General features: G+C 62.5%; 24 protein-coding genes. 7 read left to right on the top strand and 17 right to left on the bottom strand.

What is annotated here, in order from left to right; all coding sequences use genetic code 11:
- Positions 1 to 92: 92 nt before the first annotated feature.
- Together K3136_RS02105 and K3136_RS02100 are read right to left on the bottom strand one after the other, a co-directional pair.
- Complete coding sequence (locus tag K3136_RS02105) at positions 93 to 875, bottom strand: SapC family protein (RefSeq protein ID WP_221431283.1); 783 nt, start codon at positions 873 to 875, stop codon at positions 93 to 95.
- A gap of 83 nt (positions 876 to 958) precedes the next feature.
- Positions 959 to 2,407, bottom strand: a complete 1,449-nt coding sequence (locus tag K3136_RS02100; protein WP_221431282.1) for an FAD-binding oxidoreductase — start codon at positions 2,405 to 2,407, stop codon at positions 959 to 961.
- A gap of 210 nt (positions 2,408 to 2,617) precedes the next feature.
- Here K3136_RS02100 and K3136_RS02095 point away from each other — a divergent pair, with 210 nt between their 5' ends.
- From K3136_RS02095 to K3136_RS02080, 4 genes are all read left to right on the top strand, one after another.
- The gene (locus K3136_RS02095; protein ID WP_221431281.1) at positions 2,618 to 3,157 is read left to right on the top strand and encodes a hypothetical protein; all 540 of its coding nucleotides are present in this window, start codon (positions 2,618 to 2,620) and stop codon (positions 3,155 to 3,157) included.
- A gap of 123 nt (positions 3,158 to 3,280) precedes the next feature.
- Positions 3,281 to 4,639: a DEAD/DEAH box helicase gene (locus K3136_RS02090; protein ID WP_221431280.1), complete on the top strand. Its 1,359-nt coding sequence runs from the start codon at positions 3,281 to 3,283 to the stop codon at positions 4,637 to 4,639.
- Positions 4,640 to 4,680: 41 nt separating this feature from the next.
- Complete coding sequence (locus tag K3136_RS02085; protein ID WP_247711401.1) at positions 4,681 to 5,505, top strand: sterol desaturase family protein; 825 nt, start codon at positions 4,681 to 4,683, stop codon at positions 5,503 to 5,505.
- 2 nt (positions 5,506 to 5,507) lie between these two features.
- Positions 5,508 to 6,014 (top strand): DUF4262 domain-containing protein, encoded by a 507-nt coding sequence (locus tag K3136_RS02080; RefSeq protein ID WP_221431278.1) that lies wholly within the window; start codon positions 5,508 to 5,510, stop codon positions 6,012 to 6,014.
- A gap of 1 nt (position 6,015) precedes the next feature.
- Here the strand turns inward: K3136_RS02080 and K3136_RS02075 are convergent, their stop codons facing one another.
- Positions 6,016 to 8,328: an ATP-dependent helicase gene (locus tag K3136_RS02075; protein ID WP_221431277.1), complete on the bottom strand. Its 2,313-nt coding sequence runs from the start codon at positions 8,326 to 8,328 to the stop codon at positions 6,016 to 6,018.
- A 117-nt stretch (positions 8,329 to 8,445) separates the two neighbouring features.
- Between K3136_RS02075 and K3136_RS02070 the strand changes: the two genes are divergently transcribed.
- Positions 8,446 to 9,060 (top strand): hypothetical protein, encoded by a 615-nt coding sequence (locus tag K3136_RS02070; RefSeq protein WP_221431276.1) that lies wholly within the window; start codon positions 8,446 to 8,448, stop codon positions 9,058 to 9,060.
- A gap of 87 nt (positions 9,061 to 9,147) precedes the next feature.
- Here K3136_RS02070 and rsmD read toward each other — a convergent pair whose 3' ends face one another.
- The 3 genes from rsmD to K3136_RS02055 are packed head-to-tail and all read right to left on the bottom strand — an operon-like array spanning position 9,148 to position 11,639.
- The gene (gene rsmD, locus K3136_RS02065; RefSeq protein WP_221431275.1) at positions 9,148 to 9,693 is read right to left on the bottom strand and encodes a 16S rRNA (guanine(966)-N(2))-methyltransferase RsmD; all 546 of its coding nucleotides are present in this window, start codon (positions 9,691 to 9,693) and stop codon (positions 9,148 to 9,150) included.
- Positions 9,690 to 10,457: a pseudouridine synthase gene (locus K3136_RS02060; protein ID WP_221431274.1), complete on the bottom strand. Its 768-nt coding sequence runs from the start codon at positions 10,455 to 10,457 to the stop codon at positions 9,690 to 9,692. Before K3136_RS02060 ends, rsmD begins: the two co-directional genes overlap by 4 nt.
- A gap of 18 nt (positions 10,458 to 10,475) precedes the next feature.
- Complete coding sequence (locus K3136_RS02055) at positions 10,476 to 11,639, bottom strand: aromatic ring-hydroxylating oxygenase subunit alpha (protein ID WP_221431273.1); 1,164 nt, start codon at positions 11,637 to 11,639, stop codon at positions 10,476 to 10,478.
- 71 nt (positions 11,640 to 11,710) lie between these two features.
- On the opposite strand from K3136_RS02055, the gene K3136_RS02050 reads away from it, so the two are divergent.
- Positions 11,711 to 13,441: an AmpG family muropeptide MFS transporter gene (locus K3136_RS02050; protein WP_221431272.1), complete on the top strand. Its 1,731-nt coding sequence runs from the start codon at positions 11,711 to 11,713 to the stop codon at positions 13,439 to 13,441.
- On the opposite strand, the gene K3136_RS02045 is transcribed toward K3136_RS02050, so the two are convergent.
- Genes K3136_RS02045 through trpB form a run of 5 tightly spaced genes read right to left on the bottom strand, consistent with a single transcriptional unit; the run spans position 13,442 to position 17,856 of the window.
- Positions 13,442 to 14,755 carry a bifunctional folylpolyglutamate synthase/dihydrofolate synthase gene (locus K3136_RS02045; protein ID WP_221431271.1) on the bottom strand — a complete coding sequence of 438 codons (1,314 nt, stop codon included), beginning with the start codon at positions 14,753 to 14,755 and terminating at the stop codon, positions 13,442 to 13,444.
- A gap of 8 nt (positions 14,756 to 14,763) precedes the next feature.
- Complete coding sequence (gene accD, locus K3136_RS02040) at positions 14,764 to 15,612, bottom strand: acetyl-CoA carboxylase, carboxyltransferase subunit beta (RefSeq protein ID WP_221431270.1); 849 nt, start codon at positions 15,610 to 15,612, stop codon at positions 14,764 to 14,766.
- A complete protein-coding gene (gene trpA, locus K3136_RS02035; RefSeq protein WP_221431269.1) occupies positions 15,609 to 16,400 on the bottom strand; it encodes a tryptophan synthase subunit alpha in 792 nt (263 codons plus the stop codon). Before trpA ends, accD begins: the two co-directional genes overlap by 4 nt.
- Complete coding sequence (locus K3136_RS02030; protein WP_221431268.1) at positions 16,397 to 16,645, bottom strand: hypothetical protein; 249 nt, start codon at positions 16,643 to 16,645, stop codon at positions 16,397 to 16,399. Before K3136_RS02030 ends, trpA begins: the two co-directional genes overlap by 4 nt.
- Positions 16,642 to 17,856, bottom strand: coding sequence for a tryptophan synthase subunit beta (gene trpB / locus K3136_RS02025; RefSeq protein ID WP_221431267.1), 1,215 nt, complete (start codon positions 17,854 to 17,856; stop codon positions 16,642 to 16,644). The genes K3136_RS02030 and trpB overlap by 4 nt, the downstream gene beginning before the upstream one ends.
- Positions 17,857 to 17,947: 91 nt before the next feature.
- On the opposite strand from trpB, the gene K3136_RS02020 reads away from it, so the two are divergent.
- Positions 17,948 to 18,259: a chorismate mutase gene (locus K3136_RS02020; RefSeq protein WP_221431266.1), complete on the top strand. Its 312-nt coding sequence runs from the start codon at positions 17,948 to 17,950 to the stop codon at positions 18,257 to 18,259.
- A gap of 16 nt (positions 18,260 to 18,275) precedes the next feature.
- On the opposite strand, the gene K3136_RS02015 is transcribed toward K3136_RS02020, so the two are convergent.
- From K3136_RS02015 to rpiB, 6 genes are all read right to left on the bottom strand, one after another.
- Positions 18,276 to 18,500 (bottom strand): hypothetical protein, encoded by a 225-nt coding sequence (locus tag K3136_RS02015; RefSeq protein ID WP_247711400.1) that lies wholly within the window; start codon positions 18,498 to 18,500, stop codon positions 18,276 to 18,278.
- 80 nt (positions 18,501 to 18,580) lie between these two features.
- Positions 18,581 to 19,312, bottom strand: coding sequence for an RNA methyltransferase (locus K3136_RS02010; RefSeq protein WP_221431265.1), 732 nt, complete (start codon positions 19,310 to 19,312; stop codon positions 18,581 to 18,583).
- Positions 19,299 to 19,781, bottom strand: a complete 483-nt coding sequence (nrdR, locus tag K3136_RS02005; RefSeq protein ID WP_221431264.1) for a transcriptional regulator NrdR — start codon at positions 19,779 to 19,781, stop codon at positions 19,299 to 19,301. Before nrdR ends, K3136_RS02010 begins: the two co-directional genes overlap by 14 nt.
- Positions 19,782 to 19,795: 14 nt before the next feature.
- A complete protein-coding gene (locus tag K3136_RS02000) occupies positions 19,796 to 20,119 on the bottom strand; it encodes a hypothetical protein (RefSeq protein WP_221432349.1) in 324 nt (107 codons plus the stop codon).
- 11 nt (positions 20,120 to 20,130) lie between these two features.
- A complete protein-coding gene (gene glyA, locus K3136_RS01995; RefSeq protein ID WP_282099992.1) occupies positions 20,131 to 21,444 on the bottom strand; it encodes a serine hydroxymethyltransferase in 1,314 nt (437 codons plus the stop codon).
- 4 nt (positions 21,445 to 21,448) lie between these two features.
- Complete coding sequence (gene rpiB, locus K3136_RS01990; protein ID WP_221431263.1) at positions 21,449 to 21,910, bottom strand: ribose 5-phosphate isomerase B; 462 nt, start codon at positions 21,908 to 21,910, stop codon at positions 21,449 to 21,451.
- Positions 21,911 to 22,056: the final 146 nt, after the last annotated feature.

Raw genomic sequence — 22,056 nt, 5'->3', positions numbered from 1 at the left:
TTTCAAGCAAAGAAAAAGTGGCGGAATCGGCCTTCTCGGCGCGATTCCACCACTTTTCGTCGCTATCCCTGCCTAGGGGCAGGGACCTTGGATCAGGCGCTTGCCTGGGCGTTCGGCTGAGGAGCCTTACCCTGCTGTGCCTGGCGCGCGAAGATCGTGCGCATCAGTTCGAGCGAGTAGATGTGGGCGTGGACCAGCATCAGGATGCCGTTCTTGTGCCATTCGATGATCTTTTCGTCGCTCAGCTCGCGCAGCTTTTCCTGGTCGACCATCTTGAAGCCGCGGTAGATGAAGGGCTGCTCTTCGCCTTCGCGCTGGATGGCGACTTCGCCGTCCATGAGCAGGTTGTTGTCCTTGAGTTCGGTCAGGAAAGCCTGCGTACGCTGGGCGGCCTGTTCGAAGTGCTGGCAGAATTCCAGGACGCGCTTGGTGGCGTCGGTGGTGTTGCCTTCGTCGTCGAACAGACGCTCGCCTTCTTCGAATTCGCCCACGGCATCGGAGGTCGGGTCGAACATCAGCGAAAGATCGGTCGCGTCCTGCTGCAGCTTGGCGAGCATGAACGGATAGCGGCGGATGTAAGCCGGGATGTAAACGGCTTCGGTAACCTTGCCGGCATCATCGACGAAGGTGTTCACGCCTTCGTTGAGGCCCATGAGAGCCAGCGGAAGCGGGTTTTCGCCGCTCGAGAAGACGATCGGGAAGTGACGCTGCGACTGCACGAACTCGTCGACGGTCAGCGGAATGGCGTGGGCCTTCGAGAGCCACGGTGCGCTGTCGACCGAACGGGTGCGGAAATTTTTGTGGTCCTTGCTGTTCAGCGGCATCAGGTCGTTGAAAAACAGGGGCAGTTGAGGCTGCTTCGGCGCGCTCGCCATGAATACTCTCCGAAAAATCTTCTAGATTAGGATGGGATGAGGCGAAGGACCCTTGCGACCCCATCCGCCAGAAGCTGCGCGCTTTACGGATTTGTACCCGATTGCGCAAGCGGTAGGAGCTTGCCGGGATTGAGCAATCCCCGGGGGTCGAGCGCCTGTTTGACGCTGCGGAGGACCGCCAGCGCTGCCGGGTCTCCCAAACGGCCCAGTTCGTCGCGTTTCATCTGCCCGATTCCATGCTCTGCGCTGATCGATCCGCCCCACTCGGTGACAAGGTCATGCACGAAGCTGCTGATTTGCTTGCCTTCGCTGTCCTCCCAGCGTCCGGGAGTGACACCGGCAGGGGCGAGGACGTGGAAATGGACGTTGCCGTCGCCAAGGTGACCGAAGGCCAGGGCGCGGGTCTCGGGGAAGCGTTTCTCGACCTCGGGAATTGCCGCGGTGACGAAATCGGCCATGCGTTTCACCGGCACCGAAATGTCGTGTTGCATGGCGGGGCCGATCGCCCGCTCGGCCGGCGAGATCGAATCGCGAAGAAGCCAGAACGCCTCTGCCTGCGTCTCGTTGGCCGCGATGACGGCATCCTCGAGCAAGCCCAGGTCGAGCGCGCCCTCCAGCATGGTCTCGGCGAGAGAGGCCAGGTCTTCTCCACTAGGCTTTGTCGAAACGAGTTCGATCAGCGCGTTCCATGCGTGAGGCTGAGCAAGGGGGGCGCGTGCATCGGGCAGGTGGTCGAGTACTGCGGCAAGGCAGTGGTTGGGCAGGACCTCGAACCCCTCAAGCGCCTCTCCCGCCACGCGCTCGCAATGGACCAGCAATTCGCGCGCCTGCCGGATCGATGCGAGGCCCGCCCAGATCACGGTGCGACCCGAGATTTCAGGCAACAGGCGCAGCGTTGCACCCGTGACGATCCCCAGTATGCCTTCCGATCCGATCAGGAGTTGCTTCAGGTCGAAGCCGCGATTGTCCTTTTTGAGCGGGGTGAGCGTGTCGAGAACGCTGCCGTCGGCAAGGACGGCCTCAATGCCGAGGACTTGCGCACGCATGGTCCCGTGGCGCAGCACCTGCGTCCCGCCCGCATTGGTCGAGATCAACCCGCCGATTGTCGCCGAACCCTTGCCGCCCAGTGTCAGCGGGAAGCGCAACCGGTGCTTTTCGGCAGCCTCGTGAAGGTTCTGCAGAATGACGCCCGCCTCGCAGGTGACCTGCATAGCTTCGGGATCGAGGGAGGTTATCTTGTCCATCCGGCGCAGCGAGATGAGGACAGCGTCTCCGCTCTCATCAGGCGTGGCTCCGCCCGACATGCCACTGTTTCCTCCCTGCGGGACAATCGGCACACCGTGCTTCGCACAGAGCCTTACCAGTTCGGCTGTTTCGGCTGTGCTTGCGGGCGAGGCGAGGCCGATGGCACGTCCGGTATAGCGACCGCGCCAATCGGTCAGCCACGGATCGACAAGTTCTGGGTCCGTGGTGAAGCCCTTGGGGCCCAGCAGCCGGGCGGCAGCGTCGCAGAAGGCGGTGGTATCGCTCATGGATGCGCCCATGCCACACTCTGCCGGGCAAATGCCACCACTTGCCAAGAGCGCTCAAACAATTAAGCCGATATTCAACCGATGGGGGGCATGGGCGGCAAGCGAATGTCGTGCGGTCCCTCGCGCGGCCCGAAGGAGCTTTTCGCACCGGACATGCCAACACCTGCCGCCCTGATTGCGCCTTTGGCCCTCGTGCTGCCGTTCGGGCTCATGAATCTGGCTTCGCCGGAAGACGCCGGTGATGCGCCTGTGGCAGAGCAGGTGCGTGAGGGCGATCGTGCCCTTGATGGGAACACGGTATCGGCGCGCCGCGATGACTGGAACGCGATTGTGGACAGCATCATGCCGGGCCCGGCCCAGCAGGTCCGCATCGAGCGGCGCGTCATCCTGCGCATTTCGCCGGCAAGGCCGGCCGGACCTTCGCGACAGAACCTTACCGCGGAAGTTCCGCAGCAGGAGCGTCCGCGAACGCGCCTGGTCGAACGCAAGGCGGGTAACTGCATCGAAAGCGCGCGCATCGGCGGCGTGTCCGACCGCGGTGATCGCCTGCTGATCCTGATGCGTGACCGCAGCATGATGACGGCGCGGCTGGAAAAAGGCTGTTCGCCGAGGGATTTCTACCGCGGATTCTACGTCGAACGCAGCGACGACGGCAAAATTTGTGTGAACCGCGACCGGATCATGAGCCGCTCGGGCGCCAAATGCCAGATCGACCGATTCAGCCAATTGGTCGCAGAAGAGCTGGACTAAGGCGCTTTTCCTTGACTTGAAGCGCCAAATTGGCGAAGGGCGCACACGGTAAAGGCCGCGGCAATGCGGCCTTTTTCGTATTTCCAATTTAGCATTCCAAATCTGGGGGCACCCGAAAACCGCATGAGTTTTGCCGATCTCGGCCTATCCGAAGACCTGCTGAAAGCCGTCGAAGAAGCCGGCTATACCGAGCCGACTCCGATCCAGGCGCAGGCCATCCCGCCGATCCTGATGATGAAGGACATCATCGGTATTGCCCAGACGGGCACCGGCAAGACCGCCAGCTTCGTCCTTCCGATGATCGACGTGATGGCTTCGGGTCGTCGCCGCGCGCTGATGCCCCGCAGCCTCATTCTCGAGCCGACCCGCGAGCTTGCCGCACAGGTCGCGGAGAATTTCGAGAAATACGGCAAGAACCACGATCTCAAGATGGCACTGCTCATCGGCGGCGTTCAGATGGGTGACCAGGTCAAGGCGCTCAACGAAGGCGTCGATGTCCTGATCGCCACGCCCGGCCGCCTGATGGACCTGTTCGAGCGCGGCAAAATCCTACTCAACGGCTGCGAACTGCTCGTGATCGACGAAGCCGACCGCATGCTCGACATGGGATTTATCCCCGACATCGAGTTCATCTGCGACAAGCTTCCCGAAAACCGCCAGACGATGCTGTTTTCGGCCACCATGCCGCCGCCGATCGAAAAGCTCGCCAATAAATTCATGAGCAATCCCAAGCGGATCGAGACGACTCGCGCGGCGACGACGAACAAGGACATCACCGCGTTCAAGATCCCGGTCGAGACCCGCAAGAAGCGCGAAACGCTGCGCTGGCTGCTGCAGAACGACCACGTCGAAACCGCTATCATCTTCGCCAACCGCAAGACCACCGTTCGCGAGCTCAACAAGAGCCTCCAGCGCCACGGGTTTGCCAGCAGCGAAATCCACGGAGACATGGACCAGGCGAGCCGCATCAAGGAACTTGACCGGTTCAAGTCGGGCGATGTGAATATCCTGGTGGCATCCGACGTTGCAGCGCGCGGTCTCGACATCAAGGGTGTCAGCCACGTCTTCAATTTCGACACTCCCTGGCATCCGGACGATTACGTCCACCGTATCGGCCGGACGGGCCGTGCAGGGGCCAAGGGGCGCGCATTCACCTTCGTCTCGAAGGAAGATGCCGAGGCAATCCAGAACGTCGAGAAGCTGACCAAGAACGAGATCCCGGTCTTCGGGAAGAAGGACGTTCGCGTCGAGCTGGTCGAAAAGCCCGCCGAAGAAGCGGAAAGCAAGCCTCGCCGTTCGAAAAAGCGCGACGAGGACGAGCCGAAGAAATCGGACAAGCCCAAGCGCGAGAAGAAGGCTGAAGAGGCTCCGGCCGAAAAGCCCAAGCGTTCGCGCCGTCGCGACCACGAGGAAGACGCTCCGGTAGCCGCAGGCGAATGGAACGGCCCGAAGCCGGGTTTCCTCGACGTTTCGGCGACCTGATTTAACGCTTCCCTAACCATGCGCGTGCGAACGTGCGCGCCATGGAAATTTTCGCCGATCCTGCGCGTTCCACGCTGCTGACCCTGGCCGCAACGGGCCTTGTGTTCGGCCTGCTAGCGCTCGTGATGAAACGTGGCGGAATTGTCGCGGCCATCAAGCGCAGCCACAAAGAGTTCTCGACCAATCTGGGGCTGACGCTCTTCAACCTCGTCTTGCTCGCCCCGCTGTTCCTCGTGCCCGAAGGTGCGATCCGTAGTGCCATCGGTACGCCGCAGTTTCTTGCCGGTTTCTGGAATAGTGTGAACCAGCCAATCGCGCTGGTGGCTGCGATCCTGATTTTCGATTTCGTGGTCTATTGGCGGCACCGGCTGGAGCACACGCCGCTGCTCTGGGCGATCCACGCGACCCACCATGCCGACACGGCAATGCACTGGCTTACTGTCATGCGCAAACACCCCCTCAGCAAGCTGCTGAGCGTGTGCCTCGACGTCTGGCTGCTCCTGCTTCTCGGCCTGCCCGAATGGGCGGTCGGTGGCGCGGCCTTTATCCGGAGTTGGTGGGGGTTCTTCATCCACTGCGACGTGCCGTGGACGCTGGGCATCTTCGGACGCGTGCTGATCTCACCGGCGGCGCACCGGCTGCACCACATCCGTGACGAGGCGCTGATGGGCAGCAATTACGGAAACACGGTAACGCTGTGGGACAAGCTCTTCGGGACGTATGTCGATCCCGCGCCCCATATCGATTGCGATACCGGCATTGCGGAGGGAACGCGCGGCTTCGTGGGCGAATTGCTGCGCCCGTTCGAGCGGCGTTATTGGCAGCGACCCAAGCAGGCTGACCAGACAACGGAAGCAGTGGGCTAGGTATGTTCCAGCGTTTGAAGGATTGGTACTTCGAAAGCCAATTGGCCGCGCACCGTGACAAGACCGCGAGAGCTATCGCGAAACACGGGTGGACGGCCACATATGTCGGTGATGAGAGATCTGATCAGGCAGAATTTGCCTACACCATCGGTTTTAGCGACTTCGGAGCACCTGAACTGATCGTTTTCGATCTCGACCCAGTCTTAATGAACTACGTGTTTTGGGAAGCCTTCGAGCGCGTAAAATCAGGCAGCGAACTTTTCGATGGGTTTGTCTTCCGTGAGCCCGATCCCGAAGCGAACGGTTTCGAATGCACCTTTCGGACGGCCCGTCATTCTGAAGTGTGGGACAGGTATGTCTTCGACGCGATTGCCTATTCGCGGTTCCGTGGCCGAGGGGATAGGCCCGACGTCATGCAGATCGTGTGGCCTAGCTCTCGCACCTTACTATACCCGTGGGACCTGGACTGCCCACCTGAGGTAACGCGCGCGCAACCCAAGCTTTACTAGGTCAGTCCTCAGACAGTTTGACGAAGCTGTCGAGCACGCGCTTGGTGCCGGCCTTCTCGAACTCGATTTCCAGCTTGTTGCCTTCCTGGTCCATCACGAAACCGTAACCGAACTTCTCGTGGAAGACGCGCGCGCCGATCGCGATGTCGGTGCGCGGTTTGGCGGCGAAGCTGGCCGCGCTTCGGCCGCTTTCCGCAATGCGCTTGGGCTTGGTGTCGTAGCCGGTCGAAAGGGCGCGCTGCCATCCGGGGCCGCGAGCGGTGCTGCGCTCGGGGCGGGCGCTGGAGACATGGGCGAAGGGGTCTTCGTTCTCGGACCAGTTGGCGCGCCACAGCGATGCGCCGCCGCTCATCGTGGTCTCGCTCTCGATATGCTCGTCGGGCAATTCCTCGATGAAACGGCTGGGAATGGAGCTGGTCCACTGGCCATAAATGCGCCGGTTCGCAGCGTGATAGATGGTGCAGCGACGCTTGGCGCGCGTGATCGCGACATAGGCAAGGCGGCGCTCTTCCTCGAGGCTGGCAAGTCCGCCTTCGTCGAGCGAGCGCTGGCTCGGGAACACGCCTTCTTCCCAACCGGGCAGGAAGACGTGGTTGAATTCAAGACCCTTGGCCGCGTGCATGGTCATGATGGTGACCTTCTCGCCATCGTCGCGCCGGTCGTTGTCCATCACGAGGCTGACATGCTCGAGAAAGTCGGTCAGCGTCTCATATTCCTCCATCGCGCGGGCAAGCTCGGTGAGGTTTTCGAGACGGCCTGCGCTCTCTGCGCTGCGGTCCTTCTGGAGCATTTCCTCGTAACCGCTTTCGGTGAGGACGGTGCGCAGCAGTTCGGAAGGCGTCACCTGTTCGGCCATCTCGCGCCAATGCACGAATTGTCCGAGCAAGCCGACGAGGGTGTTTCGCGCGCGTGCCGGCAGTTCGTCGCTATCGGCAAGGTCGAGCGATGCGGCGGCCAGCGGGGTCTGCGTCCTGCGCGCGTGGCGACGCATGGCTTCGAGCGTCTTGGCGCCGAGGCCGCGTTTGGGCTGGTTATAGATGCGCTCGAAAGCAAGGTCGTCGGCTGGCTGGGCGATGGTGCGCAAATAGGCGAGGGCATCGCGAATTTCGGCGCGCTCGTAGAAGCGGAAACCGCCGACGATGCGGTAATTGAGGCCGATCTGGATGAAGCGGTCTTCGAATTCGCGCGTCTGGTACTGCGCGCGCACGAGGATCGCGACTTCGTCGAGCGGGGCGCCTTCGCTTTCCAGCCGTTCGATAGCCTCGCCCACGCGGCGGGCCTCCTCCGGCCCATCCCAGACCCCGACGATGCGGACCTTCTCGCCTGCGGGCAATTCGGTCCAGAGCGTCTTGCCGAGCCGTTCGCTATTGGCGTTGATGAGGCCCGAGGCCGCTGCAAGGATCTGCGGGGTGGAGCGATAATTCTGCTCCAACTTGATGACCGCAGCGCCCGGAAAATCCTTTTCGAACTTGAGGATATTGGCGACTTCTGCGCCGCGCCACGAATAGATCGACTGGTCGTCATCCCCGACCACGCAGATGTTCTTGCGGGTCTGGGCGAGCAGGCGCAGCCAGAGGTACTGGACCTGGTTGGTGTCCTGATACTCGTCGACGAGGATATACTTGAAGCGCTGCTGGTACTGAGCGAGCACGTCGTGATGCTGACGGAAGATGTTCAGCATGTGTAGCAGCAGATCGCCGAAATCGCAGGCGTTCAGCGCCTTCAGGCGGTCCTGATACAGCTTGTAGAACTGTGCGCCCTTACCATTGGCGTAGGCTTCGTTCTCGACCGCATCGAGATCGCCCGGGTTGAGACCGCGGTTCTTCCAGCGGTCGATCAGTCCGGCCAGCTGGCGCGCAGGCCAGCGTTTCTCGTCGAGATCGTTTTCCTGGATCAGTTGCTTCAGCAGCCTGAGCTGATCGTCGGTATCGATGATCGTGTAGTTGCTCTGCAGCCCGACCAGTTCGGCGTGGCGCCGCAGCATCCGCGCTCCGATCGAATGGAAGGTGCCGAGCCAAGGCATTCCTTCGACCGCATCGCCGATATGCCGTCCGACACGCTCGCGCATTTCGCGGGCGGCCTTGTTGGTGAAGGTCACGCAGAGGATTTCGCTCGGCCACGCCCGGCGCATTGCGATGAGATGTGCAAGCCGCGCGGTAAGTGCCGCCGTCTTGCCGGTGCCCGCACCTGCGAGCATCAGCACCGGTCCTTCGGTGGTCAGCACAGCCTCGCGCTGCGGCGCATTCAATTGCGCCGCATAGGGCGGAATCTCGCCGTTTTCGGGCGATTGGGCGGGGGCGGGAAGGTCGGACATTGCTTCGGAACAGCTAGGGAACGCTGTGCTGCAACACAACCCCCCGCAATGCCCGACCGGAACTATCACGCGGGTAAAAGAGTAATATCGGCAATGAGCCTCTCAGGAGACATAACAATGAAGCACATCATTCTTGCTGGCGCCGCAGCGCTGGCCTTTACCGCCGTGCCGGCTGCCGCAGATGACCACATGGATGCGGAAGTCACCGTCTACCAACTCGGCGAAGACCAGGTCGTCATCTATGACAGCTGGCCCGAAGAACGCCGCGTCGTCTATGATGCATGGCCCTACGGCGTGCAGGAATATTACTGGACGCTCGAACCGGCACAGGCCGATGGCTGGTGGGTGCTGACCGATCCCCAGCGCGTGCGCATCTACGAGATGACGCCCGAGCAGCGCGCCACGGCGTGGCAGCAAATTAGCTCGCAGATGAGCGGCACCAACAATGCCAGCACCACTGGCATGACGGCCCGCACCGCGGCCGCCACGACTACGACGCCCGCACCGCGTTTCGTGAGCAACCCCGTGACCCAGACGCTGCCTAGCGGCTATCAGGAAGTAGCTGACACCAGCGACCTCCCCGTGTGCAAGCCCGATCAGCAGGAAGGCTGCATCAACAGCTGGGAAAAGAACAAGACCGGCACGCGTCCGCTCGAATACTGGCCGGGACGCCCGGCGAGCGAAATCGATCATCCGCTTCCGGCAACGCGCCCGGCAGACACCAACGACTGATTTAAATGTCCAGCCCAGCTGGTTCGCCAGCGCGGACGCTTGGAGGGGGCGGTTCCACCATGGTGGGACTGCCCCTTTTCCATGCGATCAATCCTTCAGCCGAAGCAGTGTCAGCTTGGCCTTGCCCACGACACGTTCGGCATCGATCTCGAGCGCTTTCAACTTGATGTCCTCTTTCCGGTGCGTCTCGAGCGCAATCCATGTCGCAGGACCAATCCATCCGAGCCGAGTCATCCGGTCGAGGGCAACCTGGCCGGCGCCGGTATCATAGGGCGGATCGAGCAGGATAAGGTCGTGTGGCGCCTTGGCCGGGCCGAGGCTCATGACCGAGCCTTGCTGGACCTGAGTGCGCGTTCGCGCATCGAGCGAGGCGATATTGGCCTTGATCGCCCTGACAGCCTCGGCATCCTGCTCAACAAAGAGGCATTGCGCCGCGCCACGCGAGAGGGCTTCCAGTCCCAGCGCGCCCGATCCGGCGAACAGATCCGTCACCGACAGGCCTTCAAAGCTGCCGAGGCGGCTGCTCAGCATGTTGAACAGGGTTTCGCGCGTGCGGTCGGCTGTTGGCCTGGTGCTGTCTCCTTTGGGTGCGATGAGCTTCCGTCCGCGCCAATCGCCAGCGATGATCCTCATTTGCGGCCACCGCGCGACAGGTCACGCTTGAACGCCTCGACATCGCCGCGCTTCAATTCGACGGCCTGCCCGCGGGGAAGGTCGCCGAGATGGAAGGGGCCATAGCCGATACGCAGCAGGCGGTTCACTTCGAGCCCGAGATGTTCGAGCACGCGGCGAACTTCGCGGTTCTTGCCTTCACGCAGGGTCATCTCGATCCAGCGATTGCGACCCGAACCGCGTTCGAGGTTCGCCTCGATCTGGCCGTAGCGCACACCGTCGATTTCGATACCTTCGATCAGCTGGTCGAGATCGGCCTGCGTGATGTCGCCGAATGCGCGCGCGCGATAGGTGCGCGGAACACCGGAGGAGGGCAGTTCCATCGCCCGTTTCATCTCGCCGTCATTGGTGAGCAGCAACAGGCCTTCGGTGTTAAAGTCGAGACGACCCACCGGCATGACGCGGCCCGCATTCTTGGGCAGTGCATTGCGCAGCGCCGCATAGATCGTAGGACGACCGGCGGGATCACGCTCTGCGGTGATCAGACCGGAAGGCTTGTGAAAGGCGAAGAGGCGCGTGTCTTCGATCTCGCCCACCGGCTTTCCATCGACGGTGACGCCGCGCAGGCTTTCCAGCTTCACAGCAGGCGTATCGAGCACCTTGCCGTCGAGCGACACGCGACCATCGGCGATCATGCGCTCGACCTCGCGGCGGCTGGCAACGCCCGCACGCGCGAGCAGCTTGGCGATACGGTCGCCGGCTTCGGGGAGTCTGTTGTCGGACATGGAAAGCGCGCTAGGCGCTCAATTGGCGGCGCGCAAGGCTTCCTCGACCGTCTCGTGATAGCGGCGAATACCGCCTTCCATCGAGCCGAGCGTCAGTTCGGGCACCGCGCCGGTCGCAAGGCCTTGCTGCCCGAGTTCCGCCGCGCGGAAATCCTCGCTGGCGAATACGCCGCCGTCGAGCAGTGCCCAGCTGCGTTCCCAATGGTCGCGGGCCTTGTTGGTGGCAGGGGCCTCCGGGATCAGCATGAAGTCTTCCACCAGCGTGCGATCATGCGCCTGGGGCATCATCACCATGAGGTTGATGTAGTCGGGGCTGGGGATGACCAGCGCTCCGGGCATGGTCTGGTAAGCGAAAGTCACCACACGGCGCATTTGCGTCATGTCGGTGAGATCGACGCCTTCCATTTCCTCCAGCCGCCCCACCGCGCTGCGGGCGTGCGGGCCGATCATGTCGCCGCTGGTCACACCGTCCTTGAAGAAGGGGCCGATGGTCTGCGCGTGGAGGCGAGTGACATGGTAGCTTTCGAGGAAGGCATCCATGATGAGCTTCCAGTTGCCGGCAACCTCGTGGGTCTTGCGGCGGAACAGGAAGTGTTCACCCATGCCCAGCGCGTCGAAATCCTCACCCAGCTTTTCGGCGAGTGTGAAATCGGCGGTCTCTTCCTTCGGGCAGAACCAGATGATGCCGCCGGTTTCTTTCGAGGGCAGCTCCACCAGGCCCATCGAACCCTTGTCGAGATCGGGGAACGTGTCGGGGCGGGGCAGGGCAAGGAGGCGCCCGTCCACCGAATATGTCCACGCATGGTACGGGCACACCAGCTTCTTTGTGCACTGGACCTCGTCACCCTCGACCAATCGCGTGCCGCGATGGCGGCAGACGTTCAGGAACACATGCGCCTGTCCCTGTGCATCGCGGGTAATCAGTAGCGGACGACCGGTGGCGTCGTGCGGAACGGCCATGCCGGGTTCGGGCAGCAACGCAGTTGGGCAGATGATCTGCGGAAGCCGGTCGAAAATCGCGCTCTTTTCGCGCGCGAAATATTCAGGGTCGGTATAGACATGCGCGGGCACGCTCGTCTGGCCGAGACCCTCGCGTTGCTTGTTCTGCGCAATATCCTGCGCGAGCGCCAGCATACCGTCGGTTGGCCGGCGTCCGTCGAGCAACGTGGATGGATTTGCCATCGCGCCTGTTCCTTTCACTCTCCGACCGTTAGTGTCGCAAAAAATTTCGATAATAGGAAGGACGCTAGGGAATGGCCGAAGCGGTTGCAGAAGAGAAGAAGTCGGCGTGGAAGGTCCTCGGGCTGGCGCTGACCAACCGCAAGACCGGCTTCATGCTGCTGTTCGGCTTTGCCAGCGGCCTGCCGTTCGCGCTCTTCCTCGGCACCCTGTTCGCATGGCTGACCGAAGCGGAGGTCGACTTGGAGACGATGGGCATCTTCAGCCTCATCGGCCTTGCCTATGCCTTCCAGTTCCTGTGGTCCCCGCTGATCGACAAGGTCAATATCCCACTCTTGCGCAAGCTCGGACGGCGCAAGCAATGGATCGTGCCCGCGCAGGTGCTCCTCGGCACCATCCTCGTCACGATGAGCTTGCTCGAACCCAAGAGCCAGCTCGGCTGGTTCAGCCTGCTTGCCGGGATCGGCGCCTTCGCCAGCGCGACTCAGGACATCGCTATCAACGCCTGGCGCATCGACGTCGCGGATGAGGAAGCGACAATCGACATCCTCTCGACCGTCTACCAGATGGGCTACCGGCTTTCCTCGCTCGTGGGCGGCGCGTTCGGCCTCATCATCGCCGCCCGCATCGGCTGGCCGGAAACATACATGCTGATGGGCGGTATCCTGCTGGCAGTCGGTTTTGTGGGCCTGTGGGCTCCGAATGCCTCGCAAAGCGATGCAGATGTCGCGACCGAAAGCGAGCTTCAGGTCCGTGCGCTGCGCAAGGCGGGGGAACTTGTCCCGTCGATCCGCAATCGTGCGCTGGCGCTTGTCGCCGTGCTGTGGGCAGTCGCGATCGGCATCGTGCTGACCTTCATGATCATGTCGATGACTAACGCGCCCGAAGATCGTCCCAACCCGACCGATTTCACGCTGAACATCGGCCCGTGGATCATCGTCGCCACGATCATCCTTCCCGCCCTGATTGCCGGCTGGCTCGCTTCTCAGAAGAAGCAGGGCAAGCACTTGCTTGCAGCTGACGAGGCACCGGCAACCGGCGGCGCCTATGCGCTGGACCACCTATATCGGGCACTAGTCCTCCCGCTGGTCGAATTCGTCGGCCGCCTGGGCTGGTCGCTGGTGCTGATCCTGGCAGTGGTCCTCACCTACCGCATCTGCGACGCGATCTGGGGAACGTTCGCCTATCCGTTTTACCTTGGCGAGCTCGAGTACACGAATGACGACGTGGCATTTGCCTCGAAGTTCTTCGGAGTGGGCGCGATTATCGCAGGGCTGGCATTGGGCGGCCTGATGCTGACGACGATCGGCCGCATGGCGACGCTGCTGATCGGCGGTATCCTGGCTGCGCTGACCAACCTTCTCTACGCCGACATGGCGCTAGGCGGAGCGAACATGCAGGCATTCAGCGATACCGTCGGATTTACTTACCTCATCACGCAAATCCCGGAGATCGGCGATCCCGAGCTGGCCAAGCTGACCATCACCATCGCCTTCGAAAACCTCGCCATCGGCATCGCCGGTGCAGCCTATATTGCTTGGCTGTCCTCGATCGTGTCGAAGAAGTTCAGCGCGGTTCAATATGCGCTGCTGTCCTCGCTGACGCTGCTGGTCGGCACGTTGGGACGCGGCGCGCTGGGCGAGATGATCGAGAACCAGGGCTATTACGACGTCTTCATCCTGACGACGTGGATCGGGCTCGCTGCCGCAGTGCTGGTGTGCTTCGAATGGTACCGCGAGAGCCGCGGTAAGGCGGCTGCGGGCATCGTCGCACCCGAGGCTGGGGAGCGCGTCCCGGCTGAGTGATCAGTCGGGGAGCTCGTCGTTGAGTCGCAGGACTTCGCCTGCGAGGTAGAGCGAGCCTGCGATGAGGATGGGTAATCCGTCATCGGGCAGCATAAGCAACGCTTCCTCGACATTGCCTGCAGCACGGGCATCGGGGCCAAATGCCTCGGTAGGGTGGTCATCGTGGTGCGGCACCGGCACGACAGTTAGTGTCTGCACGTAATCGCCGAGTGGTCCGATGAGGGCCTGCGGATCTTTTGCTTCCAGCATCCCCAACACGAGATGGAGTGGCTCGTTGAAATATTTGGCAATCGCCTTCCCGGCGCTCAAATTGTGCCCCCCGTCGAGCCAGAGGCGATCTTCGCCAACGAGTGCAGTTAGAGGGCCGGGACGAAGCAGTTGTAGCCGAGCCGGCCAGTGAGCCACACGAAGCCCGCGAATGAATGATTTTTCGGCGACGGGGAGGATATCCTGCGAGCGCAGCATTTCCTTGGCGAGCCACGCATTCCTGCGTTGGTGCGGGCCTAGCTGGGCCAGATTTCTGACCTGGTCACCCTGATCGGAGGTGAAGCCTTCGCCATCGATATTGAATGTCATCAGGTCGTCAATCGCATTGTCCGTCCTTTCAAGGAGCGGTGCGCCAATCGAAGCCGCAACCCTGCGGATCACATCGCGTGCTTCGGGGGGGTATTCATTGCCCATTGTCACCAAGGGCACACCTCGCTTCGCGATACCCGCCTTTTCAAACGCAATCCGCGCAATCGGCTCCTGTGGCACTCCGTCTTCTGGAGCCAGCAGGAATCGCTCGTGGTCGATCCCCAGCGCGGCAATCCCGCAAGCGGCGAGCACATCCGGCTCCAGCACATTGGTCGCATCGAAGCGTCCGCCCAGACCGACTTCCACGACGCAAGCATCGGCAGGCACGCGCGCGAACTCGGTGAAGGCGGCGGCGATGGTAACTTCGAAAAAGCTGGGGTTGAGGTCTTCACCAACATCCAAAACCTCGGCCAGCAGTTCGGCCAGTCTTTCGTCGGAGATCAACTCGCCTGCCACGCGGATACGCTCGTTGTAGCGCACCAGATGCGGGCTGGTGGTCATGTGGACCTTGTAGCCCTCCGCCTCCAGCATTGCGCGCAGGAAGGCGCAGGTGGAGCCCTTGCCGTTGGTCCCGGCAACATGAAACACGGGCGGCAGCTTGCGGTGCGGGTTACCCAGCCGGTCCAGCAGCGCGCGGATGGTGTCGAGACCTAGACGCCCGTCGGGCACATTCAACTGCGCCAGCCGGTCGAGCTGGGCCTGCACTGCGGCGTTTTCGGAGCGGGCGAAGTCCCGCATGGGAGGGTTCAGGCCGCTTCCGCAGGCGCGAGATAGTCGATGATCGTCGCCACCGTGTCGCGCAGGTCGTGGCGGTGGACCACCATGTCGACCATGCCGTGCTTGTGCAGGTACTCGGCGCGCTGGAAGCCGTCGGGCAGCTGTTCGCGGATGGTATCCTGGATCACGCGCTGTCCGGCAAAGCCGATGAGCGCGCCGGGCTCTGCAATGTGGACATCGCCCAGCATGGCGTAGCTTGCGGTAACGCCGCCCGTGGTCGGGTCGGTCAGCACGACGATATAGGGCAGGCCGGCCTCTTTCAGGCGGCGCGTCATCACGGTCGCCTTCGGCATCTGCATCAGGCTTAAGATGCCTTCCTGCATACGTGCGCCGCCAGCGGCGGTGACGACGATATAGGGTGCGCGCAAGGTCAGCGCGCGCTCGGCGCCCTGGCAGAAGGCGGTGCCGACGGCCATGCCCATGCTGCCGCCCATGAAGGTGAAGTCCTGCACGCCAACGACCGCGGGCTTGCCCTCGATGGTGCCTTCACCGACGAGGAAGGCGTCCTTGTGCGGGCTCTTGGCACGCGCCTGCTTGAGGCGGTCGGTGTATTTCTTCGAATCGCGGAACTTGAGCGGGTCTTCCTTTACCTCCGGCACGGGAAGCGTGGCGAAGCCTTCGTCGAGCAGCAGTGCAAGACGGCGATCGGCTCCGATGCGGCCATGATGGTCGCAGCGCGGGCAGACGTCGCCATTGTCGGCATATTCCTGCCCGAAGACCATTTGCTGGCAGCCGGGGCATTTGACCCACAGATCCTTGTCGGTGGTGCGCTTGGGCAGCCAGCTGATGTTGTTTCTTACGCGTGTAAACCAGTTCATGCGCCCGCCTTTGCCGCCGAATGCACTGCCTTGGCAAGGCTTGCCGTCAATTCGCGCAGCTTTTCCGGAGCGTTTTCGCCATGCTCGCCGACGAGTTCGACAAGCGCAGAGCCGACGACCACGCCATCGGCAACCTTGGCAATCGCACCCGCCTGCTCGGGCGTGCGGACGCCGAAACCGACCGCGATGGGCAGGTCGGTGGCCGCCTTGAAGCGCGCAACCGCTTCCTCGATGGAAGTCTGCGCGGCCTGCTGCTTGCCCGTGATCCCAGCGACCGAGACATAGTAAAGAAACCCGTCCGATCCTTCGAGCACCTTGGGCAGGCGCTTTGCATCGGTGGTGGGCGTGGCAAGGCGGATAGGAGCGATCCCGGCCTCGCGAAGCTGGGGTCCGAGCGCATCGTCTTCCTCAGGCGGAATATCGACACAGATTACGCCGTCAGCACCCGCTTCCTTCGCAGCAGAGGCGAACCAGTCCGGCCCGCGCCGAATCATCGGGTTGGCATAGCCCATTAGCACCAGCGGCACATCGGGATGCCGCTCACGGAACTTGCGCGCGATGCGCAGGACATCGGCCGTCGTCGTCCCCGCACCGAGCGAACGCAGGTTGGCGTTCTGGATCGCAGGGCCATCGGCCATGGGATCGGTGAAGGGCATCCCCAGCTCGATCACATCCGCGCCGCCCTCGACCAGCGCGTCGAGATTGGCCGCAGTGTCGCCATCGCCTGCCGTAACGAAGCAGACAAGCGCGGGGTGGGGCTTGGAGAAGGCGTTGGAGAGGCGGGTCATTGGGTAATGCTATTCCGGAAAGCTACGGCGAGAAAAATTAGTGCGAGAATGGGAAACGAGAAAGATATCAACTGCAGGATTTCACGAGGAATGTCGGCGGGGCAATTGTAGATCGGTGGGTCAGCGATTCCGATTCCAGCATCGCGGAACACATCAGCGCACTGCTCATCCAGAAAATAGGCGCCAACGGCAATCAGGCCGCATAGACCGGCAGCGATTGCTGGCTGTCGCCAATCAAGCTTCACATCTCCACTCCCAACCGCTCGGCCACGGTGAAGATGTCCTTGTCGCCGCGTCCGCACAGGTTGGCGAGGATCACGCTGTCCTTGGGCATTTCCTTCGCGCGCTTGGCCACCGCCGCGATGGCGTGGCTGGGTTCGAGCGCGGGAATGATACCCTCGGTGCGGCAGAGGAGCTGAAAGGCCTCCAGCGCCTCTTCGTCGGTGATGGCGGTATATTCGACGCGGCCCGTGTCTTTCAGCCAGGCGTGTTCGGGGCCGATACCGGGGTAGTCGAGGCCAGCGCTTATCGAGTGGCCCTCGGTGATCTGGCCGTCCTCGTCCTGCAGCAGATAGGTCTTGTTGCCGTGGAGCACACCGGGGAAACCGCCGAGCAGGCTGGCCGCATGTTCGTCTCCATCGAGGCCGTGTCCTGCCGCCTCGACACCGAGCATTTTCACGTCCGGATCGTCGAGGAAGGGGTGGAACAGGCCGAGCGCGTTCGAGCCGCCGCCGATGGCGGCCACCAGCAGGTCGGGCAGGCGGCCGATGCGGTCCTGCATCTGCACGCGTGCTTCCTTGCCGATGACGCTCTGGAAGTCGCGGACCAGCTCGGGGTAGGGATGGGGGCCGGCGGCGGTGCCGATGATGTAGAAGGTGTCGTGGACATTCGCGACCCAGTCGCGCAGCCCTTCGTTCATCGCGTCCTTCAGCGTTCCACGCCCGCTGGTAACGGGTACGACTTCCGCGCCCAGCAGCTTCATGCGGAAGACATTGGGCGACTGCCGCCGCACGTCCTCTGCGCCCATGTAGATGACGCAGGGCAGGCCGAAGCGCGCGCAGACGGTGGCGGTGGCAACACCGTGCTGGCCCGCGCCGGTTTCCGCGATGATGCGCGTCTTGCCCATGCGGATGGCGAGCAGGATCTGCCCGATGCAATTGTTGATCTTGTGCGCGCCCGTGTGGTTGAGTTCGTCGCGCTTGAACCAGACCTGCGCGCCGCCGAGCGCCTCGGTCAGCCGCTCTGCAAAATAGAGCGGGGACGGGCGACCCACGTAATGTTCGAGCAAATCGTCGAACTCAGCCTGGAATGCGGGATCGGCCTGCGCCGCGCGGTATTCGCGCTCGAGATCGAGGACCAGCGGCATCAGCGTTTCCGCTACATAGCGGCCGCCATAGTCGCCGAAATGTCCACGTTCGTCGGGCTGGTTCTTATAGGTGTTAGGAGTACTCGCCATGGGCACCCCATGCCGAGGTGCGGGCGTGAAGTCGAGAGTGGGTTTCGTTTGTCCTCGACAAGCCAGATTCAAACCGCCATTCGGCCTCGCCATGAGTGACGATTTCAAGATGCCCGAAGACTGCACCGACATGCGCGAAGTGCGCATAGGCGTCGACACTACCGATCGCGAGCTGATGGAGCTGCTCGACCGCCGCTTCGGCTACATGCGTGCCGCAGCCCGGATCAAGCAGGACCGCAATGTGGTTCGCGATGAGGCGCGCAAGGCCGAAGTGATCGAGAATGCGGTCGCAGATGCAGAAAAGCGCGACCTTCCGCATGGGAAAATCGCGCAAATCTGGGACCTTCTGGTCGAAACCTCGATCGCTTACGAACTGGTCGAGTGGGACCGTATCCGCAGCTGACCAGGCATAAGGGCGATCAGTTGCCCTGGTTGAAGTCGGTCCAGCCTTCCTTGGTCAGGCAGACCTTTTCCTTGCGGCGGCTGCTCATGTCCATGCGGATGTAGCGGCAGATCTTCTTGTCTTTCACTTCGGCAGGCTGCTGCGCTTCGGTCTTTTTCTCGTCCTTCTTTTCTTCGGGCTCGCTGGCGACTGCGGGCATGGAAAGGGCGGCAAGAGCAATTGCGGGCAAAGCGAAACGCATCGTAAATCCTCGTTTTGTCTGGGGAAAATCGTTCGCCCGCCTGCTAGCGAGCGTGCCATGAATGCGCGATGATTAATCGACTAACTGCGTTTGGGGCCACGCTGAAGCGAGGAAAGCACCCCGCGCAAAGTGCGCACCTCGAGGTGATTCCAGCCGGGCTTGGTCAAAACGCCGCGCAGCGTGCGGCGTGTGGCATCGGCGCGCGGTTCGGGAAGGAAATATCCCTTGGGTTCGAGCATCCCTTCCAGATGCGCGATCAGGCCTTCCAGCTCATCCTGCGGGGCGGGGGGCAGGAGGTCTTCCTGCGTGGGCTGGACCAGATCCTCGTGCTTTGACCATTCATAGGCACACAGGATCACCGCCTGCGCGAGATTGAGCGAACCGAACTCGGGATTGATCGGCACGGTCAGGATCGCGCGGGCAAGCGCAACATCCTCGGTTTCCAGACCAGAGCGCTCGGGACCGAACAGGATGGCGCTGCGACCCTCGGCGCCCGCCATTTCGCGGCTCGCTTCTTCAGGTGTGTAGACCGGCTTTGTCACACCGCGCTTGCGCACCGTGGTCGCATACACATGCGCGCAATCGGCGACTGCCTCCGCCGTGGATTCGAAAACCTGTGCCTGCTCGAGCACGATGTCGGCACCGGCTGCGGCAGGCCCGGCATCGGGATTGGGCCAGCCATCGCGTGGGCTCACCATGCGCAGTTCGGTAAGGCCGAAATTGAGCATGGCCCGCGCGGCCTTGCCGATGTTCTCGCCCAGTTGCGGGCGTACCAGCACGACGATTGGTTTGCGGCTGTCAGCCTTGCTCATTGGCGGCTTCCTGCACCGTGCTCGCAAATTCCTCGAAGTCGCGGGCTTCGCTGAAGTCGCGATAGACGCTGGCGAAACGGATATAGGCGACGCTGTCGAGCTGGCGCAGGCCGTCCATCACCAGCTCGCCGATGCGCTTGGAGGGGATTTCGGCCTCTCCGGCAGTTTCGACCTGGCGCTGGATGCCGCTGACGAGCTGGTCGATCTGTTCCTGTGCCACGTCGCGCTTGCGGCAGGCGAGCGAGATCGACTGTTCGAGCTTCGAGCGATCGAACGCTTCGCGTCGCGCTTCCTTGCCGTCGGTGCCCGATTTGACGACAGTGACTTCGCGCAGCTGTACACGTTCGAAGGTGGTGAAGCGCGCACCGCATTTGGAACATTGGCGGCGACGGCGGATCGAGGTGGAATCCTCGGTCGGACGAGAGTCTTTTACCTGACTGTCGTCATGGGCACAGAATGGGCAACGCATCGGTTATCCGTAAATCAGGGGCGCAGGCGTTTGTAGAGCATGAAGCCAGCACCGGCGATAAGGCCGATGGGCCAGGTCACGATGGGCAGGACACCGCCTGCGATAGCGCCGACGGCTGCACCGGTGAGCACGGGCTTGGTCGAGGGATGATCGAGCCCTTCCTTTGCCATCGCCTTGATCTCGGCAGTCGCGTCCGGGACGAGATCGTGATCGCCATATGCAGGCTTCGACGGTTCATCATCGCGATTGCGGCCGAAGTCGTCGTTGCGACCGCCTGGCCGCTCGTCGTCGGACCGACGATAGCCCGTCGGTTCGCGGTCGTCTGGAATATTGCCCATGATTGCTCTCCTCAGCGTCCGGGATAGACCGGGAAAGCCTTGCACAGTTCGGCCACGCGGTCACGCACGCTTTGTTCGACCTGTCCATCGCCCTCGGGGCCGTTGCGCGACATGCCATCGACCACTTCGCAGATCAGCTTGCCGATGGTTTCGAACTCGGCCTCGCCGAAGCCGCGCGTCGTGCCCGCAGGCGAACCGAGGCGGATGCCGCTGGTCACGAAGGGGCTGCGGGTGTCGTAGGGAATGCCGTTCTTGTTGCAGGTCAGCCATGCACGGTCGAGACCGGCTTCGGCGGCCTTGCCGGTGACATCCTTCGGCGTGAGGTCGACGAGCATCGAGTGGTTGTCTGTCCCGCCCGATACCACGCGCAGGCCGTTCGCCTCGATACCGCGGGCCAGCGCGCGCGCATTGGCGACGACCTTGGCGGCATAGTCCTTGAAATCGGGCCGCAGCGCTTCGCGGAAGGCAACTGCCTTGGCGGCGATCACATGCATCAGCGGGCCGCCCTGCATGCCGGGGAAGACCGCCGTGTTGATCGGCTTGGTGAATTCTTCCTCGTTCCACAGGATGATGCCCGAACGCGGGCCGCGCAGGCTCTTGTGAGTGGTCGAGGTAACGACATGGGCGTGCGGGAAGGGCGAGGGGTGCGCACCGCCCGCGACGAGGCCGGAGATGTGGCTCATGTCGACCATGAGATACGCGCCGACTTCATCGGCAATCTGGCGGAAGGCTTCCCAGTCCCAGACGCGCGAATAGGCCGTGCCGCCGGCGATGATCAGCTTGGGCTTGTGTTCGAGCGCGGTGGCACGAACTTCGTCCATGTCGATCAGTTCGTCGTCCTTGCGCACGCCGTAGCTGACAGGGTTGAACCATTTGCCGCTCATGTTGACGGGCGAACCGTGGGTGAGGTGACCGCCCGAATTGAGGTCGAGACCCATGAAGGTGTCGCCCGGCTGCAGGAGCGCGAGGAAGACCGCCTGGTTCATCTGGCTGCCGGAATTGGGCTGGACGTTGGCGAAATTGCAGCCGAACAGTTTCTTGGCCCGCTCGATCGCGAGCGTTTCGACCACGTCGGCATAGTCGCAGCCGCCGTAATAGCGCTTGCCCGGATAGCCTTCCGCATACTTGTTCGTGAACACGCTGCCGGTCGCTTCGAGCACCGCGGTCGAGGCGATGTTCTCGCTCGCGATCAGCTCGATCTTGTCCTGCTGGCGGCCCAGTTCCTTGCGGACCGCTTCGTAGATCTCGGGATCGGCTTCGGCGAGGCTGTCGTGCCAGAAACGGTCCATCGGTGTGCGAGCGGTGTCTTTTGCCTGGGTAGCCATGGAATCAGATGTCCTTGGTGTATTCGTGCGCGAGTGAAGGGTTCGACAGTTTATTGACGCGGCGCTGGTGGCGACCGCCGGCGAATTCGGTTTCGAGGAAGGCGGTGACGCAGGCCTTGGCCATGTCGATGCCGGTCAGGCGCGCGCCCATAGCGATGCAGTTCGCGTCATTGTGTTCGCGGGCGAGGCTGGCCGAAAGCGGTTCCGAAACCAGCGCGCAGCGTACGGCGGGATTGCGGTTCATGCTGATCGAGATTCCGATGCCGCTGCCACACAGCGCAATGCCGCGTTCAGCCGTGCCATCGGCGACGACGCCGGCCAGCTTGTAGCCGAAGTCGGGATAATCGACGCTGTCGGTGGTCTCCGGCCCGAGGTCGGCGACCTCGTGACCCTGTTCGATAAGCCAGTCGCGCAGAGCTGCTTTGAGCTCGATGGCGGCATGGTCGGAAGCAAGGGCGATACGCATGCCGCGCACATAGGGCGTTGGGGCGATTCTCTCCACCCCGTTTGCCCGCTCGTGCACACGAATTCCGGCCAATCGTGTGCATGGTGTCCAATTCTTAAAGATTTCGAGGTTAACGCGGGGGTATGGATATGTCTGTGCAACCATCG

It is taken from the genome of Qipengyuania gelatinilytica (assembly GCF_019711315.1).
In the GTDB taxonomy this organism is placed as follows: Bacteria; Pseudomonadota; Alphaproteobacteria; order Sphingomonadales; family Sphingomonadaceae; genus Qipengyuania; species Qipengyuania gelatinilytica.
This window is presented reverse-complemented; position numbering and strand designations above follow the sequence as displayed.

What these genes read in the sequence shown, in the direction of transcription:
- K3136_RS02045 (WP_221431271.1), bottom strand. Translation starts at nt 14,755, where the DNA reads ATGCGGGACTTCGCCCGCTCCGAAAACGCCGCAGTGCAGGCCCAGCTC.
- K3136_RS02105 (WP_221431283.1), bottom strand. Translation starts at nt 875, where the DNA reads ATGGCGAGCGCGCCGAAGCAGCCTCAACTGCCCCTGTTTTTCAACGAC.
- K3136_RS02055 (WP_221431273.1), bottom strand. Translation starts at nt 11,639, where the DNA reads ATGGCAAATCCATCCACGTTGCTCGACGGACGCCGGCCAACCGACGGT.
- K3136_RS02060 (WP_221431274.1), bottom strand. Translation starts at nt 10,457, where the DNA reads ATGTCCGACAACAGACTCCCCGAAGCCGGCGACCGTATCGCCAAGCTG.
- rsmD (WP_221431275.1), bottom strand. Translation starts at nt 9,693, where the DNA reads ATGAGGATCATCGCTGGCGATTGGCGCGGACGGAAGCTCATCGCACCC.
- K3136_RS02010 (WP_221431265.1), bottom strand. Translation starts at nt 19,312, where the DNA reads ATGAGCAAGGCTGACAGCCGCAAACCAATCGTCGTGCTGGTACGCCCG.
- K3136_RS02000 (WP_221432349.1), bottom strand. Translation starts at nt 20,119, where the DNA reads ATGGGCAATATTCCAGACGACCGCGAACCGACGGGCTATCGTCGGTCC.
- accD (WP_221431270.1), bottom strand. Translation starts at nt 15,612, where the DNA reads ATGAACTGGTTTACACGCGTAAGAAACAACATCAGCTGGCTGCCCAAG.
- K3136_RS02095 (WP_221431281.1), top strand. Translation starts at nt 2,618, where the DNA reads ATGAATCTGGCTTCGCCGGAAGACGCCGGTGATGCGCCTGTGGCAGAG.
- K3136_RS02050 (WP_221431272.1), top strand. Translation starts at nt 11,711, where the DNA reads ATGGCCGAAGCGGTTGCAGAAGAGAAGAAGTCGGCGTGGAAGGTCCTC.
- K3136_RS02090 (WP_221431280.1), top strand. Translation starts at nt 3,281, where the DNA reads ATGAGTTTTGCCGATCTCGGCCTATCCGAAGACCTGCTGAAAGCCGTC.
- K3136_RS02100 (WP_221431282.1), bottom strand. Translation starts at nt 2,407, where the DNA reads ATGAGCGATACCACCGCCTTCTGCGACGCTGCCGCCCGGCTGCTGGGC.
- nrdR (WP_221431264.1), bottom strand. Translation starts at nt 19,781, where the DNA reads ATGCGTTGCCCATTCTGTGCCCATGACGACAGTCAGGTAAAAGACTCT.
- trpB (WP_221431267.1), bottom strand. Translation starts at nt 17,856, where the DNA reads ATGGCGAGTACTCCTAACACCTATAAGAACCAGCCCGACGAACGTGGA.
- glyA (WP_282099992.1), bottom strand. Translation starts at nt 21,444, where the DNA reads ATGGCTACCCAGGCAAAAGACACCGCTCGCACACCGATGGACCGTTTC.
- rpiB (WP_221431263.1), bottom strand. Translation starts at nt 21,910, where the DNA reads ATGCGTATCGCCCTTGCTTCCGACCATGCCGCCATCGAGCTCAAAGCA.
- K3136_RS02085 (WP_247711401.1), top strand. Translation starts at nt 4,681, where the DNA reads ATGGAAATTTTCGCCGATCCTGCGCGTTCCACGCTGCTGACCCTGGCC.
- K3136_RS02080 (WP_221431278.1), top strand. Translation starts at nt 5,508, where the DNA reads ATGTTCCAGCGTTTGAAGGATTGGTACTTCGAAAGCCAATTGGCCGCG.
- K3136_RS02070 (WP_221431276.1), top strand. Translation starts at nt 8,446, where the DNA reads ATGAAGCACATCATTCTTGCTGGCGCCGCAGCGCTGGCCTTTACCGCC.
- K3136_RS02015 (WP_247711400.1), bottom strand. Translation starts at nt 18,500, where the DNA reads ATGCGTTTCGCTTTGCCCGCAATTGCTCTTGCCGCCCTTTCCATGCCC.
- K3136_RS02075 (WP_221431277.1), bottom strand. Translation starts at nt 8,328, where the DNA reads ATGTCCGACCTTCCCGCCCCCGCCCAATCGCCCGAAAACGGCGAGATT.
- K3136_RS02020 (WP_221431266.1), top strand. Translation starts at nt 17,948, where the DNA reads ATGAGTGACGATTTCAAGATGCCCGAAGACTGCACCGACATGCGCGAA.
- trpA (WP_221431269.1), bottom strand. Translation starts at nt 16,400, where the DNA reads ATGACCCGCCTCTCCAACGCCTTCTCCAAGCCCCACCCCGCGCTTGTC.